Annotated in this window: 12 protein-coding genes and 2 pseudogenes; 6 read left to right on the top strand and 8 right to left on the bottom strand. The window is 66.8% G+C overall.

Going from position 1 to position 14,316, the window contains the following annotated elements:
* The 6 genes and pseudogenes from ACZYZ3_RS06455 to ACZYZ3_RS06430 form a co-directional block, all read right to left on the bottom strand.
* Positions 1-153, bottom strand: a pseudogene (locus tag ACZYZ3_RS06455) (pyridoxal 5'-phosphate synthase lyase subunit PdxS); the annotation flags it as partial.
* A 169-nt stretch (positions 154-322) separates the two neighbouring features.
* On the bottom strand, positions 323-961 hold the full coding sequence (gene pgsA, locus ACZYZ3_RS06450) for a phosphatidylinositol phosphate synthase (protein ID WP_463962992.1): 639 nt from the start codon (positions 959-961) through the stop codon (positions 323-325).
* Positions 951-1,574, bottom strand: coding sequence for an HIT family protein (locus tag ACZYZ3_RS06445; protein ID WP_463962991.1), 624 nt, complete (start codon positions 1,572-1,574; stop codon positions 951-953). The genes pgsA and ACZYZ3_RS06445 overlap by 11 nt, the downstream gene beginning before the upstream one ends.
* 20 nt (positions 1,575-1,594) lie before the next feature.
* A complete protein-coding gene (gene thrS / locus ACZYZ3_RS06440) occupies positions 1,595-3,604 on the bottom strand; it encodes a threonine--tRNA ligase (RefSeq protein WP_463962990.1) in 2,010 nt (669 codons plus the stop codon).
* A gap of 106 nt (positions 3,605-3,710) precedes the next feature.
* Positions 3,711-7,217 carry a DNA polymerase III subunit alpha gene (locus tag ACZYZ3_RS06435; protein ID WP_463962989.1) on the bottom strand — a complete coding sequence of 1,169 codons (3,507 nt, stop codon included), beginning with the start codon at positions 7,215-7,217 and terminating at the stop codon, positions 3,711-3,713.
* Positions 7,214-7,546 carry a DUF6504 family protein gene (locus ACZYZ3_RS06430; RefSeq protein WP_463962988.1) on the bottom strand — a complete coding sequence of 111 codons (333 nt, stop codon included), beginning with the start codon at positions 7,544-7,546 and terminating at the stop codon, positions 7,214-7,216. Before ACZYZ3_RS06430 ends, ACZYZ3_RS06435 begins: the two co-directional genes overlap by 4 nt.
* Before the next feature lie 156 nt (positions 7,547-7,702).
* Between ACZYZ3_RS06430 and ACZYZ3_RS06425 the strand changes: the two genes are divergently transcribed.
* Positions 7,703-8,089 carry a hypothetical protein gene (locus tag ACZYZ3_RS06425; RefSeq protein ID WP_463962987.1) on the top strand — a complete coding sequence of 129 codons (387 nt, stop codon included), beginning with the start codon at positions 7,703-7,705 and terminating at the stop codon, positions 8,087-8,089.
* A gap of 23 nt (positions 8,090-8,112) precedes the next feature.
* On the opposite strand, the gene ACZYZ3_RS06420 is transcribed toward ACZYZ3_RS06425, so the two are convergent.
* Complete coding sequence (locus ACZYZ3_RS06420; protein ID WP_463962986.1) at positions 8,113-8,439, bottom strand: chorismate mutase; 327 nt, start codon at positions 8,437-8,439, stop codon at positions 8,113-8,115.
* Between the two features lie 14 nt (positions 8,440-8,453).
* Between ACZYZ3_RS06420 and ACZYZ3_RS06415 the strand changes: the two genes are divergently transcribed.
* A complete protein-coding gene (locus ACZYZ3_RS06415) occupies positions 8,454-8,876 on the top strand; it encodes a VOC family protein (protein WP_463962985.1) in 423 nt (140 codons plus the stop codon).
* A gap of 223 nt (positions 8,877-9,099) precedes the next feature.
* Positions 9,100-10,833, top strand: a complete 1,734-nt coding sequence (locus tag ACZYZ3_RS06410) for an FAD-dependent oxidoreductase (protein ID WP_463962984.1) — start codon at positions 9,100-9,102, stop codon at positions 10,831-10,833.
* A gap of 393 nt (positions 10,834-11,226) precedes the next feature.
* Here ACZYZ3_RS06410 and ACZYZ3_RS06405 read toward each other — a convergent pair whose 3' ends face one another.
* Entirely contained in the window at positions 11,227-11,973 is a 747-nt protein-coding gene (locus tag ACZYZ3_RS06405) for an SOS response-associated peptidase (protein ID WP_463962983.1), read from the bottom strand.
* A 104-nt stretch (positions 11,974-12,077) separates the two neighbouring features.
* Between ACZYZ3_RS06405 and ACZYZ3_RS06400 the strand changes: the two are divergent.
* The 3 genes and pseudogenes from ACZYZ3_RS06400 to ACZYZ3_RS06390 form a co-directional block, all read left to right on the top strand.
* Positions 12,078-12,365: pseudogene (locus tag ACZYZ3_RS06400) on the top strand (mycoredoxin); the annotation flags it as partial.
* Between the two features lie 164 nt (positions 12,366-12,529).
* Positions 12,530-13,615 (top strand): S-(hydroxymethyl)mycothiol dehydrogenase, encoded by a 1,086-nt coding sequence (locus ACZYZ3_RS06395; RefSeq protein ID WP_463962982.1) that lies wholly within the window; start codon positions 12,530-12,532, stop codon positions 13,613-13,615.
* Positions 13,612-14,259 carry an MBL fold metallo-hydrolase gene (locus tag ACZYZ3_RS06390; protein WP_463962981.1) on the top strand — a complete coding sequence of 216 codons (648 nt, stop codon included), beginning with the start codon at positions 13,612-13,614 and terminating at the stop codon, positions 14,257-14,259. The genes ACZYZ3_RS06395 and ACZYZ3_RS06390 overlap by 4 nt, the downstream gene beginning before the upstream one ends.
* Positions 14,260-14,316: the final 57 nt, after the last annotated feature.

Genomic DNA, 14,316 nt, shown 5'->3' with positions numbered 1-14,316 from the left:
GGCATCCTCAGCGATGCGGGCCTGCTCGACGTTGACGACGTCCATGATGACGCCGCCCTTGAGCATCTCCGCCATGCCGCGCTTAACGCGGTTGCTGCCCGTAACGCTCTTCGCGGACGCGCCGGCTTCGCTGCTTACATCAGGTGTAGACACAAAAACCCCTATGGGTAGATAGATGACCTCGCCGGAGCGCGGACGGCACACAGATGCCGCTTCGCACACCCCGGATTACCGGATCCATTGGCCGGTAGTGCTAATACTAGTCCCCCGCCGCGCCCGGCTGAATTCCGGTTACACCCGCTGACAGGACGGGGTTGCGCACTCAGGCGGCCTGTCCGGTTGCGGTGCCCTCCGCCTCTTCCAGCGACTGGCGGCGCACGGTGATGATCCGCTGGATGATCGTCACGAGGCTCGCGGCGGCGAGGAGGCACAGCGTTCCAAAAAGAACCACAGTGGGCAGGCCGATACCCGTGAAGCCGGTGACCACGAGGACGGAGACCAGCCGCTCGGCACGCTCGGCAAGGCCCACATTTGCCTGGAAGCCCAGGGACTCGGCCTTCGCCCGGGCATAGGAGACCACCATGCCCAGGACCAGGCAGACGACGGCGGCGATCGCGATGGGTGTGTCCGCCCCTCCGGTGAAGAACCAGACCGCGACGCCGGCGAACAGTGCACCGTCCGCTATCCGGTCCAGGGTGGAGTCCAGGAAGTTGCCCCAGCGGCCTCCGCCCTTTTGCATCCGTGCCATGATGCCGTCGATGACGTCCGAGAAGATGAACGCGGTGATGAAGAGCGTGCCCCACCAGAGCTGGCCCAGCGGGTAGAACACCAGGGCGCCGACAACCACGCCGAGCGTCCCGACGATGGTGACGGCGTCCGGGGAGACACCGATCCGCAGCAGCCAGCGGGCAAGCGGGGTGAACAGCGCGGTGAAGAAACCGCGCGCGTGCCTATTCAGCATCCGTCGCCCCGGTAGCCGCCGGCCCCGCGTCGGCGGCCTGGGGCCAGGCCTCCGCCACCTGCTGGCGGACCTCGCCCAGGGTCTGGGTGATGGCCTTGGTCTGGGCGATGATCGGGAAGAAGTTCCCGTCCCCGCCCCAGCGCGGCACCACATGCTGGTGCAAGTGCCCGGCGATCCCGGCGCCGCCGGTCACGCCCTGGTTCATCCCAAGGTTGAAACCGGTGGGGTTGGCGACCTTGCGCAGTACGCGCATGGCCGTCTGCGTCAGCTCGGCGAATTCGGCTGTTTCCTCCACGGTCAGGTCCGTGTAATCGGGGATGTGCCGGTACGGGCAGACCAGCAGGTGGCCCGGGTTGTACGGGAAGAGGTTCAGCACGACGTAGCTGGTCCGCCCGCGGTAGACAATCAGGGAATCGTCATCCTCGCGTTCCGGCGCCACGCAGAACGGGCAGTCGTCCACGTTTTTGAACTGGTGCTGCCCGCCCTTGATGTACGCCATCCGGTGCGGGGTCCACAGCCGCTGGAACGCGTCCGGCACCCCGGCCAGGCCAAAGTCGTCGGTCACGCCGTCGTCCCCCGGATACTCCGGAGCCGCCCCTGTGGTTTCCTGCATGCCTGGTTCTTCCCTGTCCGCTAGCTGGTCCGGTTGCGGACGGCGTCGACGATCCGCTGCACGGCCTCGGCCACCGGCACGCCGTTGTCCTGGCTGCCGTCACGGAAGCGGAAGGACACGGCGCCGGCTTCAGCGTCGTCCCCGCCGGCGATCAGCACGAACGGGATCTTGTCCTTGCTGGCGGTGCGGATCTTCTTCGGGAAACGGTCCGAGGACATGTCCACCTCGGCGCGGATGCCCGCGGCCTTGAGCTGGTCCACGACGTCGAACATGTAGTCGTTGAAGGCCTCTGCCACCGGGATGCCGACCACCTGGACGGGTGCCAGCCAGGCCGGGAAGGCGCCGGCGTAGTGCTCGGTGAGTACACCCATGAACCGTTCCACGGAGCCGAACAGGGCGCGGTGGATCATCACCGGGCGCTGGCGGGTGCCGTCCGCGGCCTGGAACTCGAGTTCAAAGCGCTCCGGCAGGTTGAAGTCCAGCTGGATGGTGGACATCTGCCAGGTCCGTCCGAGGGCGTCCTTGGTCTGGACGGAGATCTTAGGGCCGTAGAACGCGGCGCCGCCCGGATCGGGGATGAGTTCCAGACCGGAGGCTTCGGCGACCTCGGCGAGGGTGCGGGTGGCCTCGTCCCACGTGGCGTCGTCGCCGACGAACTTCTCCGGGTTCTTGGTGGAGAGTTCCAGGTAGAAGTCGTCCAGGCCATAGTCCTTGAGCAGGCCCAGCACGAAGTTCAGCGTCGTGGTGAGCTCGTCCTTCATCTGCTCCCTGGTGCAGTAGATATGGGCGTCGTCCTGGGTCATGCCGCGCACCCGGGTGAGGCCATGCACGACGCCGGACTTCTCGTAGCGGTAGACGGCGCCGAATTCGAAGAGCCGCAGCGGCAGTTCGCGGTAGGACCGTCCACGGGAGCGGAAGATGAGGTTGTGCATGGGGCAGTTCATCGGCTTCAGGTAGTAGTCCTGGCCGGGCTTGCGCACGGTGCCGTCCTCGTTCAGTTCCGCGTCGATGTGCATCGCCGGGAACATGCCCTCCTTGTACCAGTCCAGGTGGCCGGAGACCTCGTAGAGATGGCCCTTGGTGATGTGCGGGGTGTAGACGAAGTCGTAGCCGGCGTCAACGTGGCGCTGGCGGGAGTAGTCCTCCATGGCCTTGCGGATGATGCCGCCCTTGGGGTGGAAGACCGGCAGGCCGGAGCCCAGCTCGTCCGGGAAGGAGAACAGGTCCAGCTCAGCGCCGAGTTTGCGGTGGTCCCGGCGTTCGGCCTCGGCGATGCGCTCCTGGTAGGCCTTGAGGGCGTCCTTGGTGGGCCAGGCGGTGCCGTAGATGCGCTGCAGCTGCTGGTTGTTCTGGTTGCCCAGCCAGTAGGCGGCGGAGGACCGGGTCAGGGCGAACGCGTTGGAGATCAGCTTGGTGTTGGGCAGGTGCGGGCCGCGGCACAGGTCGCACCAGATGCTGTCCCCGCTCTTGCGGTCCACGTTGTCGTAGATGGTGATGTCGCCGGCGCCGACCTCGACGTTGACACCTTCGCCCGCTTCGGCGGCGTTGTTCTTCTTGCCCAGCAGTTCGAGCTTGTACGGCTCGTCCTTCATCGCCTCGCGGGCCTCATCCTCGGTGACCACGCGGCGGACAAACTTCTGGTTCTGGTTGATGATCTTCTGCATCATCTTTTCCAGGGTCTTCAGGTCTTCCGGCGTGAACGGCTCCTCGACGTCGAAGTCGAAGTAGAAGCCGTCGGTGATGTAGGGGCCGATGCCCAGTTTGGCGTCGGGACGCAGCTGCTGCACGGCCTGTGCCATGACGTGGGCGGCGGAGTGGCGCAGGACGTTGAGCCCGTCCGGGGAGTCGATCGTGACGCCCTCGATCGTGGCATCTTCGGTCAGCGGCTGGTCAAGGTCTTTCAGCTCGCCGTTGACGCGGGCCACAACGACGTCGCGGCGCTCAAAAAAGAGTTCCGCGCCGGTGGTCCCGGTAGTCACCTTGGTTTCTTCGCCATCGACGAGAAGGGTGATCTGCTGGGCATCTGACACGGGTGTCTCCTATTCAAAGTTAAGGCTTCGTAGCTTGTGGCGTACGGGGACCACAGCCAGCCTCGTCCATGCTATCGGTTTCTGAAGAGGCCAACCAACGCGCCACTCAGCCTCCCAGCCCGGTAATGGCGAGGTTGCGGCTGATCCCGTCCAGCGGGCCGGGCGGCTCAGGTTCCAGGGGCTGGTGCTGCGGGATCCCGGAAGCCGGAACCGGGAACGGCAGGGTCTCTGTCCGGCTCAGGTCCCAGGCCATGCCGGCGCTGATGCTGATCCCCCTCGGCCCGGTCCGCCGGGTGGTTCCGCGGATCAGCAGCAGCCGGGTGCCGAACAGCAGCGGCCCGGCCAGCTCCTGTGCCTCATGGAAGAAGACCGAGTCCACGCAACCCGTGCCGTCGTCGATGCTGATGAACACCACACGGCGCCCTCCCCGCATGGGTGGGGTCTGGGTGGCGACGCGGACCCCGGCGACCAGCACCTCGGTGCCGTTGCGCAGTCCCAGCAGCCGGTCCGCGGTTGTGACGCCGAGCCGGTCCAGCAGCGGCCGGTGGCTGGCCATCAGGTGGTCGCTGACATCCACCGCCATCAGGTCCAGCTCGGCCCGGACCGTATCCACCAGCGTGGGCGCGGGAAGGCCGGCCTTGAGGTTTTTCAGCTCGACGTCCCCCAGTGGCAGGGAGAGCTGCCCCTCGATCACGTCGATGCCTTTCCGCTGTGGCCTGCTTTGCAGGGTCTGCAGATGGTGCACCAGGTCCGCGCGGTTGGCCGTCCCGCCGGAGGCCCGGTGCAGGGAGTCGAAGGCCCCCAGCTGGGCCAGTCGCTGGATGCTGGGTTTGCTCAGCCGGGACCGGGCCCGCAGGTCCGCGAGCGAGTCATAGGGCTGTCCCGCCACGATTCTTTTCAGCTCGGTTCCGGAGAGACCATAGATGCCGTTCAGGCTCAGCCGGATGCCCAGCTTGCCGCGGTCCAGACCGGTAGCCACGCGTTCCACCCGGTACTCGGCCTGGCTGCGGTTGATGTCCAGGGCCAGGATGGGGATTCCCAGCCGCCGCGCCTCGGCCACCAGGAGCCGTTTGGGATACATCCCCGGATCGTGTTCCCACAGCCCGGCGAGGAAGGCCTCGGGGTGGTGGGTCTTGAGCCAGGCCGACTGGTACGTGGGCACGGCAAAAGCGGCGCCGTGGGCTTTGCAGAACCCGAAGCTGCCGAAGGCCTTCAGCGTCCCCCAAACCTTGTCCACCACTTCGGGACTGTACCCCCGCGAGCGGGCCTCCTTCCGGAAGAACTCCTCCACCTTGCCTTCCAGGACCTCGTTGCCGAGGGCGCGGCGGAATTCGTCAGCCCGCGCCAGCCCGCAGCCGGTCATGACATCAAAGGTCTTCAGGATCTGCTCATGGAACACCGTGACGCCGTGTGTCTCCTTCAGGACGGGTTTGAGGTCCGGGTGCGGATAGACCTCGGGCGCGAAGCCGTGCCGATGCTCCAGGAAGGGCCGGACCATGTCCGATTTCATCGGCCCCGGCCGGAACAGGGAGATGTCGATGATGAGGTCATTGAACTCCCGCGGGGCGAGTTTGCCGATGAGCTCCCGCTGCCCGGGCGATTCGATCTGGAAGCAGCCCAGGGTGTGGGTGCTGCGGATCAGCTCATAGGTGGGTTCGTCGTCAAGCGGCACTGCGTTGAGGTCGATCTTCCCGTCCGGGGCGATGTAGTCCGGGCCTGCCCCGTCCGGCCCCGGGGGGTGTGCGCCGGCGGCCACCACCTCGGCTTTGGAGGGATGCAGGCGGATCACCTCGCGGACGGCGAAGGCCATGGCGCTTTGCATCCGGACGCCGAGGACATCGAGCTTGAGCATGCCCATCGGGTCCATGTCGTGCTTGTCGAACTGGCTCATTGGCAGGCCCAGTCCGCTGGGCTGCACGGGCGTACGGTCCAGCAGGGTGGCGTCCCCCAGGATCACCCCGCAAGGGTGCATGGAGATGTGGCGCGGCAGCCGGTCCAGCCGTTCGGTGAGATCCACCAGCAGGTCCAGCTGCTGGTTCTCCCTGAAATCGCGCTGCCCCACCCTGCCGGCGAATTCCTTCAGCTCCGGCTTTTCCGCCAGGGCTTCGCGGAAGTTCCGGGCCGAGAAACGCCACAGCTGCTTGGCGATGTCCCCGACCTCGCCCTCCTCCATGCCCAGGGCCAGCCCGGCGTCGCGCACGGCACCGCGAGCGCGGTAGCCGTTTTGCATGCTCATCAGCGTGACGCGCTCGGAGCCGAAGCGCTCAAAAATCCTCCGGTACACGTTGTGCCGTTCGGCGCTTTCAACGTCGATGTCGATGTCCGGCAGGGTGGCGCGGTCCCGGGAGAGGAATCGTTCGAAGATCAGGTCGTGTTCCAGCGGATTCACCTGGCTGACGTCGATTAGGAAGTTGACCAGGCTGGAGGCCCCCGAGCCGCGGGCCGCCGCGCGGACACCCATGTCCAGGATCATCCGGGAAACCTCTGCCACGGTCAGGAAATAGGCGGCGAATCCCAGGCTGTCGATGATCCTCAGCTCGTGCCCCAGCCGCGAGCGCAGTTCCTCGGCGGGTCTGCCGGTGATCCCGGGGAACCGCCGGCTGATGCCTGCCTCACAGCGCTGGGTGAGCTCCACCAGGGCGTCCCCGGCGATTCCGATGACCGAGGCTTCCGGCACCACGGGCTGTTTCCATCCCATGTCCGTCACCGGATCGGTCCGGCAGCGGTCCGCGAGCGCCCCGGTCTGCGCCAACAGGTTCTTGAGGTCCGCGGCGCCGTACCCGGCAGCGTGCATGATCTCCTTGCCCAGCTGGAGCATCTGTTCCGCGGATTTGAGCCAGCCCTGCCCGTTGGGCTGGAGCTGCGGGGCGGCGGAGAGTTCGGGCAGCGATTTGAGGGTGCGGGCGGAATCCAGCACATCCGCGGTGGCCGCTCCGTCCTCGGCGACATACCGCACGGCGTTGCTCAGCACGGCCGGAACCCCGTGTTCGGCGGCGAGCTTGAGCATCCGCACCGCGTGGGCGGTGCTGAGTGGTTCCCCGGGCGGGCTGAGCTGGCTGACCACCTCGGCGGCGATGGTCCCGGGCGGCATGGCATCGAGCCAGCGTTTGAACAGGGTGCGGGGGCGCAGGTAGCGCCTGCCGCCCATGGCACGTCCGACGTCGGAGTCCGGGCCGATCAGCACGGTCAGCACCGGCTTGAGCGTTTCCGGGTGCAGGGTGCGGGACGCCAGCTCGGCACGGGTCACGGCGACCGGCACGGCTCCCCCGGCTTTGCCCGTGGTGCGGGCATGCGCATCGGAGATCAGCCGGCACAGCGCGCGGTAGCCGGCGCCGTTGTTGTGCCCGTGGGCCAGGACGACGACGCGGCCCCCCACCTGGGTGCGGAGGTCGCCGTCATCGTCAAAGACCGCAAGGTCCACTCCAACGATCGGGTCCAGCCCCGCGGCCATGCAGGCCTTCAGGTGCTTGACCGTCCCGTAGAGGCCGTCGCGGTCTGTGCAGGCGAGCGCCGTCGCCCCGTCCGCGGCCGCGACGGCGGCCAGCTCCTCAGGCCAGGAGACCCCGTAGTGGGCGCTGAAGGCGGTGGAGACATGGAGATGGGTGAAGCTCATGCCGATGCGGGCTTCCGGACGGGAAGCCGGCCATCGTGGATCCGCAGCAGGCGCCAGCGTCCGCTGCCCACATGCCGGGTTAGGTCAAGGGTGAGGCTTTCCGGGTCGGCGGCCTCTGCCCGGCGCACCTGGACCCGCCAGATCTCATGATCCACCAGGCCGGGACCGCTCCCCAGGGGTGCGCGCTGCTCCTCCGTCCACCATTGGCGCCGCTCGTACCAGCGCACCGGTTCCGCACAGACGGAGTAGTTGCGGCCGGCCCAGTCGAGTTCCAGGGGCTCGCCGGAGGGTGCGCAGACGACCTTCACCGACTCGCTGAACATGCCCATCGCGCCTCCCGGACCCCGCCATCTGTAAAACCGTCTGAACTAAAACTGTCAGCACCTATTCGAACATATCTTCGAACAACTCCAGTCTACGACGGTGCCGGGGCAAAACCTAGATCAGGGGTGGACGGACGCAGGCACAGGTAGCAGGATTGAGCCATGAGCTCCCATAACGCACTTCTCAAGCACGTAAGCATCGCCGCCGAGGACACATCCTTGGTGGCGAAGTTCGATATAGACGGAAATATCCCCGGTCAGGGCGCCTACGTTGTGGGGCTGGTGGCAGCAACCCCTGACCACTCCCACCAGCGACGAATGGGGATCGAGTTCATGAACGGGGAGGCCGTGTCCTTCTACTGCTTCAGCCACGACGGCACCGAGGAGAACTTTGACCTCAAGGGCGTGGAGCACTCCGGCAACACGATCACCGGGAACTTCCCGATCAGCACCGTCATGGGCCTGGCCAAGGGCCACCTCATGACGGCGTTCAGCGACTGCGACGGCCGCGACTACCAGGCGAACGTCCCGGTGGAGGAATCCCTCTAGGCCCCCCGGGCCCAGGAACTGGCCTAGGAGCTGGCTTTGTAGACTTCCAGTTCGAGCGTGATGAAGGCGTCGATCATGGCCCGGTAGGTCTTCTCAACGAGTTCGACGTCGATGTCCTTCTGTTCCGCCGTGGCGCGGACGTGTTCGATAACCCGTTCCACGCGGCCGGGGGCACGGACCTCGGCGCTATCGGCCTTGAGGGTTCCGGCGATCCGGATCAGGCGCTCGCGGCGTCCGATCAGCGACACGATCTGCTCGTCCACCTCGTCAACAGCCACCCGCACAGCGGCGAGCTGTTCCCGGTCGGCCCTGGCAGCTTTATCATTTTGGGGATGTGTGGACATGTCCATGACAGTATCGAACGATGCAGCCACGAGTCGATTTAATTTCACTGGGTGTCCGCAGTGTTGACGCCTCCCGCGGTTTCTACGTCGACGGCCTGGGCTGGCCCGTGCACCGGGAAGTCCGTGGCGAGGTCCTCTTCATCCAGGCCAATCACGGCCTGATCCTCTCGCTCTGGGACGCCGGGCAGATGCAGGCCGAAGCCGCCACCGATCCTCCTGCCGGCCGTCCCTGCATCACCCTGAGCCACAACCTGGCCAGCACGGCGGAAGTCGATTGGGTGATGGCGGAGGCGAACTCGGCCGGGGCGGAAATCATCGCCGGGCCGAAGACCCAGCCCTGGGGCGGTTACACCGGCTATTTCGCCGATCCCGACGGCTACCGCTGGGAAGTGGCGTTCAATCCCAGCTGGGCGGTCGACGGCGGCGGCAAAGTGACGCTCTGAAGGCTCACCGCAGGGCAGCCGACGACACTGCCTGCTTCCCGCGCCCGAGGGGCCGCCGAGGCTACGGCCATAAGGCCCTATTGAGGTGTTCGCCGGGGCGGCTACCGTGACTTGAGCACACGGCGGCACACATCTTCGAGCCGGTGTGCTCTGCTCCGCGAGGCAAGGGGTTCCCGGCCGGCAAACCGCCGGGAGTGGGAACCCCAGGAGGCTGGGAGGACCGATGAAGACAGTCATCGTTGGAGGGGTCGCAGCGGGTGCGTCGACCGGCGCACGTCTGAGGCGCCTCGATGAGTCGGCCGAGATCGTCATACTCGAGCGCGACCAATACGTCTCGTTCGCCAATTGCGGGCTGCCTTACCACATTGGCGGAATGATCCCCGAGCGTGACAGCCTCCTGCTCCAGACACCTGAAAGCCTGGCTAAGAGCCTGGCGCTGGACGTACGGACCGGACAGGACGTGGTCAGCATCGACCTGGCTGCCAAGGAGGTCGAGGTACACGACAAAGAGCACGGGCGGCCGTACAGGGAGTCCTACGACAAGCTTGTACTGTGCACTGGGGCCGAACCGGTCCGGCCCCCGATCCCGGGAGCGGACGACCCCCGGGTCGACGTTCTGCGCAACATCCCGGACATGGACCGGATCATCGCTCGCCTGGACCGCGGGGCCTCCAGCGCTGTGGTCGTCGGCGGCAGCTACATCGGACTGGAACTCACGGAAGCGTTCCGGGCCCGCGGGCTGCAGACGACAGTCGTCGAGCGGACCGAGCGGCTGATGCCGTGGCTCGACCCCGAGATGACCCAGATCCTGGACTACCACGTCAGCACCCAGGATGTGGACCTTCGGCTCGGCACCTCGGCTACCGCGGTACGCCGCACGGAGAACGACCGGCTGGTCCTCGATCTTTCCGACGGCACGGCTATCGAGACCGACGTCGTGGTCATGGCGTCCGGTGCACGCCCGAACGTGGCCCTCGCCCGGGACGCCGGACTGAAAATCGGAGCCCGCGGGGGCATCGTGGTTGACGCGCAGATGCGCACATCGGCACCCGACGTCCTCGCTGCCGGTGACGCCGTGGAGACTGCTCACTTCCTCACTGGCAAGCCGGTGCTCTCGATGCTGGCGGGCCCGGCGAACCGGCAAGGCCGGATTGCCGCCGAGACGATCGCTGGCCGGAACACCGAGTACCGCGGCTCGCAAGGGACGGCTGTGGTCAAGGTATTCGAGATGACCGCCGGCGGCACCGGGATGACCGAGACAGAGCTGCGCGCCGCGGGGATGGAGTACCGCAAGGTCTACACCCACCAGAACGGCCACGCAGCCTACTATCCCGGCTCTGCGCCGCTGTTCCTCAAGGTGTTGTTCGCCCCGGACGACGGGAAGCTGCTGGGTGGACAGGTGCTCGGTTGGGACGGTGTCGACAAGCGCATCGACGTACTTGCAGTTGCGCTGCGCGCCGGGATGTCGATTTACGACCTGGAGCATCTGGAACTCGCATACGCCCCGCCGTACGGATCGGCGAAAGACCCCGTAAACATGGCGGGCTTCATTGGCGCCAACCTGCTGCGCGGCGACGTCGACCTCTGGTACCCCGAGGAGTTCCCGGAATGCGCCGACCGGGTGACCCTTCTGGACACCCGTACCGTAGAGGAGTTTGACGCCTGGCACCTCCCCGGGGCGATCCTGGTTCCCTACACAGAGCTGCGCCAGCGGCTCGACGAAGTGCCCCGCGACAAGCCCGTGTACACCTACTGCCGCTCGGGGTTCCGCAGCTACCTCGCCTACTGCGTGCTGAAGCAGAACGGCTTCGAGGACGTGGCCCTGCTCTCCGGCGGAACGATGACCTACCACGGCTATCACCGGACGCCACTCACCGTAGGCCGCGGCGGCATGCCGGTGGTGGCCCACGCCGAGGACGATCTTGCCCGGCAGCCCGGAGCCCTCGACAACATTTAGGCATCGGCTCCGGGACCTGGAGTGCCGGGAATCCCCACAGGTGAATCAGCCGTCCGACGCCCCCGAAACCAGGATATTGGTGACCCAGGGCACAATGGCCCTGTTGAGGTGATAGTTGGCCCCGCTAACGTGACGGGAGTACACGGCGGCACGCTTTTTCGAGCCGGTGTGCGGTGAGCGAGGGAGCAGCGGTGGTGCCGGCGTCTGTCGGCGGCACCACGCAGCGTCCCTGGAACGCAACGAAGGTTCCCAAGTAATCCGACCCGCCGGTGTCGTGCGGCTCTCCCGGCCCCGTCCCCTGGCAGTCCGTTCCCACCGCGGGTTCATCAGTGATCATCCATTCGCGGGCCAACACGCCAGGTGCGGCACCCCCGCCCGGCGAGTGGGCGCCGACTAGAACAGGCTCCCCGCCGGCTGGATGAGTTCCGGTGAGTCGTTCCTTACGTTCCCGACCGCGGTGCCGACGGCGTCGATCGTCCAGCCTTCCGCGACGTCGTGCGCCCCGGCCCGGACCAGATCCACCAGTCCGGCGGCATCGTCGGTGTGGGGGTCCAGCCACGCCTGCATCGTCCCCCGGTCCATCGGCAGAGGAACCCGGTCGTGGAGGGCCGTGAGTTCGGCCAGCATTCCCCCGGCGTAGCCCTCCGGCGGCGAGTCTGTGGTCATGATCGACGTCGAGAGCAGCCAGCGCTCCGGATCGTCCTCGGCCTTGGAGGGGTCCTTCCACCATTCGTAGAGTCCGGCGAAGACGATCGGACGGCCGTCCCTCGGGTGCACGAAGTAGGGCTGCTTGCCGCGGCCTTCACCCTTCCATTCGTAGTAGCCGTCGGCGGGGACGGCGCAGCGCCGGGCGCGGGTGGCCTTCCGGAACGCAGGCTTCTCCAGCACACTCTCGCTGCGGGCGTTGATCATTTTCGAGCCGATGCCCGGGTCCTTGGCCCAGGACGGCACGAGTCCCCAGCGCGCCAGGTGGAGCTGCCGGACCGGTTCCCCGTCCACCAGCCGTTCGAGCAGGATCGGCACATCCGCCGTCGGGGCCACATTCCACGACGGCGGAATCGCGATCTCGTCCTCGAGTTCGGCGTCGAACTCGGCCAGCAGGTCTCCGACGGCCCGGGCCATCACGTAGCGTCCACACATGGCACCAGCATGCCACCGCGCCCGCCCTGCGGGAATACCGGTCCCCGGGTTACGGTTATTGGGAGTAACGTACGACTTTTGTCGGCAATCGGCGCTCCCATCGCGCGCCGTCAACCAGCTTTGAGGAGAACTTCGTGGACTTCACCCCCGAATCCGGCACCATCACCATGTTTTCGACCACCTGGTGCGGCTACTGCAACCGCCTGAAGAGGCAGCTGGACGCCCAGGGCATCGGGTACACCGAAATCAACATCGAAGAAGTGGACGGCACCGCAGATCTCGTGGAGAAGCTCAACGGAGGCAACCGCACCGTTCCCACCGTGCTGTTCCCGGACGGCACCGCCGCCACCAACCCCTCCGCTGCCGAGGTCAAGAGCCGTCTCGCGGCCTAAGGCCACCCCCTGAACCAATAACGACGACGGCGCGGCCACCCACGGGTGCCGCGCCGCACCGCGTTGTACGACAGAATTTTGTGTGACAGACGTCCTGAGTGACGGAAGTCTTGCGATGAAGATTTTGCGGCGAGAACCGCGACACGAGCAGAGGAGCTATTTCCATGGTCCATAAAGTCAAAGGCGCTGTAGTCCACTCCAAGGGAGCACCCGTCACCCTGGAGACCATCCTGGTTCCGGATCCCGGACCCGGCGAGGCCCTCGTTGACATCCTCACCTGCGGCGTCTGCCACACCGACCTGCACTACAAGCAGGGAGCCATCAACGACGACTTCCCGTTCCTGCTCGGCCACGAGGCCACCGGCGTCGTCAGCGCCGTGGGACCGGACGTCACCGAGGTGGCTCCCGGCGACCGCGTGGTGCTGAACTGGCGCGCCGTCTGCGGCGAATGCCGCGCCTGCGCCAAGGGCCAGCCGCAGTACTGCTTTAACACCCACAACGCCGTCCAGAAGATGACGCTCGAGGACGGCACCGAACTCACCGCGGCGCTCGGCATCGGCGCCTTCGCCGAGAAGACCCTCGTCGCCGCCGGTCAGTGCACCAAGGTGGACCCCGAGGCTGACCCGGCCGCCGTCGGCCTGCTCGGCTGCGGCGTGATGGCAGGCATCGGCGCAGCCATCAACACCGGAAACGTCAAGCGCGGCGATTCCGTCGCCGTCATCGGTTGCGGCGGCGTGGGTGTGGCGGCCGTTGCCGGCGCCGCGCTCGCCGGCGCCACCACGGTGATCGCCGTCGACATCGACCCGAAGAAGCTCGAACGCGCCAAGGACCTCGGCGCAACACACACCGTGGACTCCTCCACCGTCGACCCCGTCGAGGCGATCCGCGAACTGACCGGCGGCTTCGGCGCCGATGTCGTGATCGACGCCGTCGGACGTCCCGAGACGTACAAGCAGGCGTTCTACGCCCGCGATCTCGCCGGGACCGTGGTCCTTGTGGGCGTTCCCAACCCCGATATGACCCTGGAACTGCCGCTGCTGGACGTGTTCGGCCGCGGCGGCTCCCTCAAGTCCTCGTGGTACGGCGACTGCCTCCCCTCGCGCGACTTCCCCATGCTGATCGACCTCTACCAGCAGGGCAAGCTGGACCTGGACGCCTTCGTCACGGAGCGGATCACGATCGACCAGATCGAGGAAGCCTTCGACAAGATGCACTCCGGCTCGGTGCTGCGCTCGGTCGTGGAACTGTGACCGGCGGCCCTGTGAACGGCGTCCGGATCGACCGGCTGGTCACCTCCGGCACCTTCTCGCTCGACGGCGGAACCTGGGACGTCGACAACAACGTCTGGATCGTGGGCAACGACACGGAATGCGTAATAATTGACCCGGCGCACGACCCCGACGCCGTCGAGGCGGCCGTCGCCGGCCGCAAGGTCACGGCGATTCTCCTGACGCACGGCCACGATGACCACATAGCCGCCGTCGGCGAGGTCCGTGGGCGCGTCAACGCCCCGGTATACCTCAACCGCGAGGACTGGATGCTTTGGGAGCGCGTGTTCCCGGGCACCGAACCGGACCATCCAATCGAGGACGGGGACACTTTCGACGTCGCTGGAGCCCGGCTCGTGGCGCTGCACACGCCGGGACATTCCCCTGGATCCACGTGTTTCTCCCTCGAGAGCGAGGCCACGTTGTTCAGCGGCGACACCCTGTTCCAGGGCGGACCGGGCGCCACCGGCCGGTCCTACAGCGACTTCCCCACCATCGTCGAGTCCATCAGGGCCCGGCTACTGACCCTGCCGGCGGACACCGTGGTGCTCACCGGCCACGGCGATCCGACAACGGTTGGCGCCGAGGCGCCGCAGCTGGAGGAATGGATCGCCCGGGGCCACTAACCGACCAGCAGCAGGGGCCGTTTTGAACGCTGAAAACGGCCCCTGCTGCCAGTTGGA

It is taken from the genome of Pseudarthrobacter linnaei (assembly GCF_055412825.1).
Note: the sequence above shows the minus strand (reverse complement) of the source record. Positions and strands in the feature narration are given on the sequence as shown.

Bases quoted from the DNA above. Each gene is read 5' to 3' on its own strand.
- ACZYZ3_RS06405 (WP_463962983.1), bottom strand. From the start codon at position 11,973: ATGTGTGGACGCTACGTGATGGCCCGGGCCGTCGGAGACCTGCTGGCC.
- ACZYZ3_RS06395 (WP_463962982.1), top strand. From the start codon at position 12,530: ATGGTCCATAAAGTCAAAGGCGCTGTAGTCCACTCCAAGGGAGCACCC.
- ACZYZ3_RS06425 (WP_463962987.1), top strand. From the start codon at position 7,703: ATGAGCTCCCATAACGCACTTCTCAAGCACGTAAGCATCGCCGCCGAG.
- ACZYZ3_RS06420 (WP_463962986.1), bottom strand. From the start codon at position 8,439: ATGGACATGTCCACACATCCCCAAAATGATAAAGCTGCCAGGGCCGAC.
- ACZYZ3_RS06415 (WP_463962985.1), top strand. From the start codon at position 8,454: ATGCAGCCACGAGTCGATTTAATTTCACTGGGTGTCCGCAGTGTTGAC.
- ACZYZ3_RS06430 (WP_463962988.1), bottom strand. From the start codon at position 7,546: ATGGGCATGTTCAGCGAGTCGGTGAAGGTCGTCTGCGCACCCTCCGGC.
- ACZYZ3_RS06445 (WP_463962991.1), bottom strand. From the start codon at position 1,574: ATGCAGGAAACCACAGGGGCGGCTCCGGAGTATCCGGGGGACGACGGC.
- pgsA (WP_463962992.1), bottom strand. From the start codon at position 961: ATGCTGAATAGGCACGCGCGCGGTTTCTTCACCGCGCTGTTCACCCCG.
- ACZYZ3_RS06410 (WP_463962984.1), top strand. From the start codon at position 9,100: ATGAAGACAGTCATCGTTGGAGGGGTCGCAGCGGGTGCGTCGACCGGC.
- ACZYZ3_RS06435 (WP_463962989.1), bottom strand. From the start codon at position 7,217: ATGAGCTTCACCCATCTCCATGTCTCCACCGCCTTCAGCGCCCACTAC.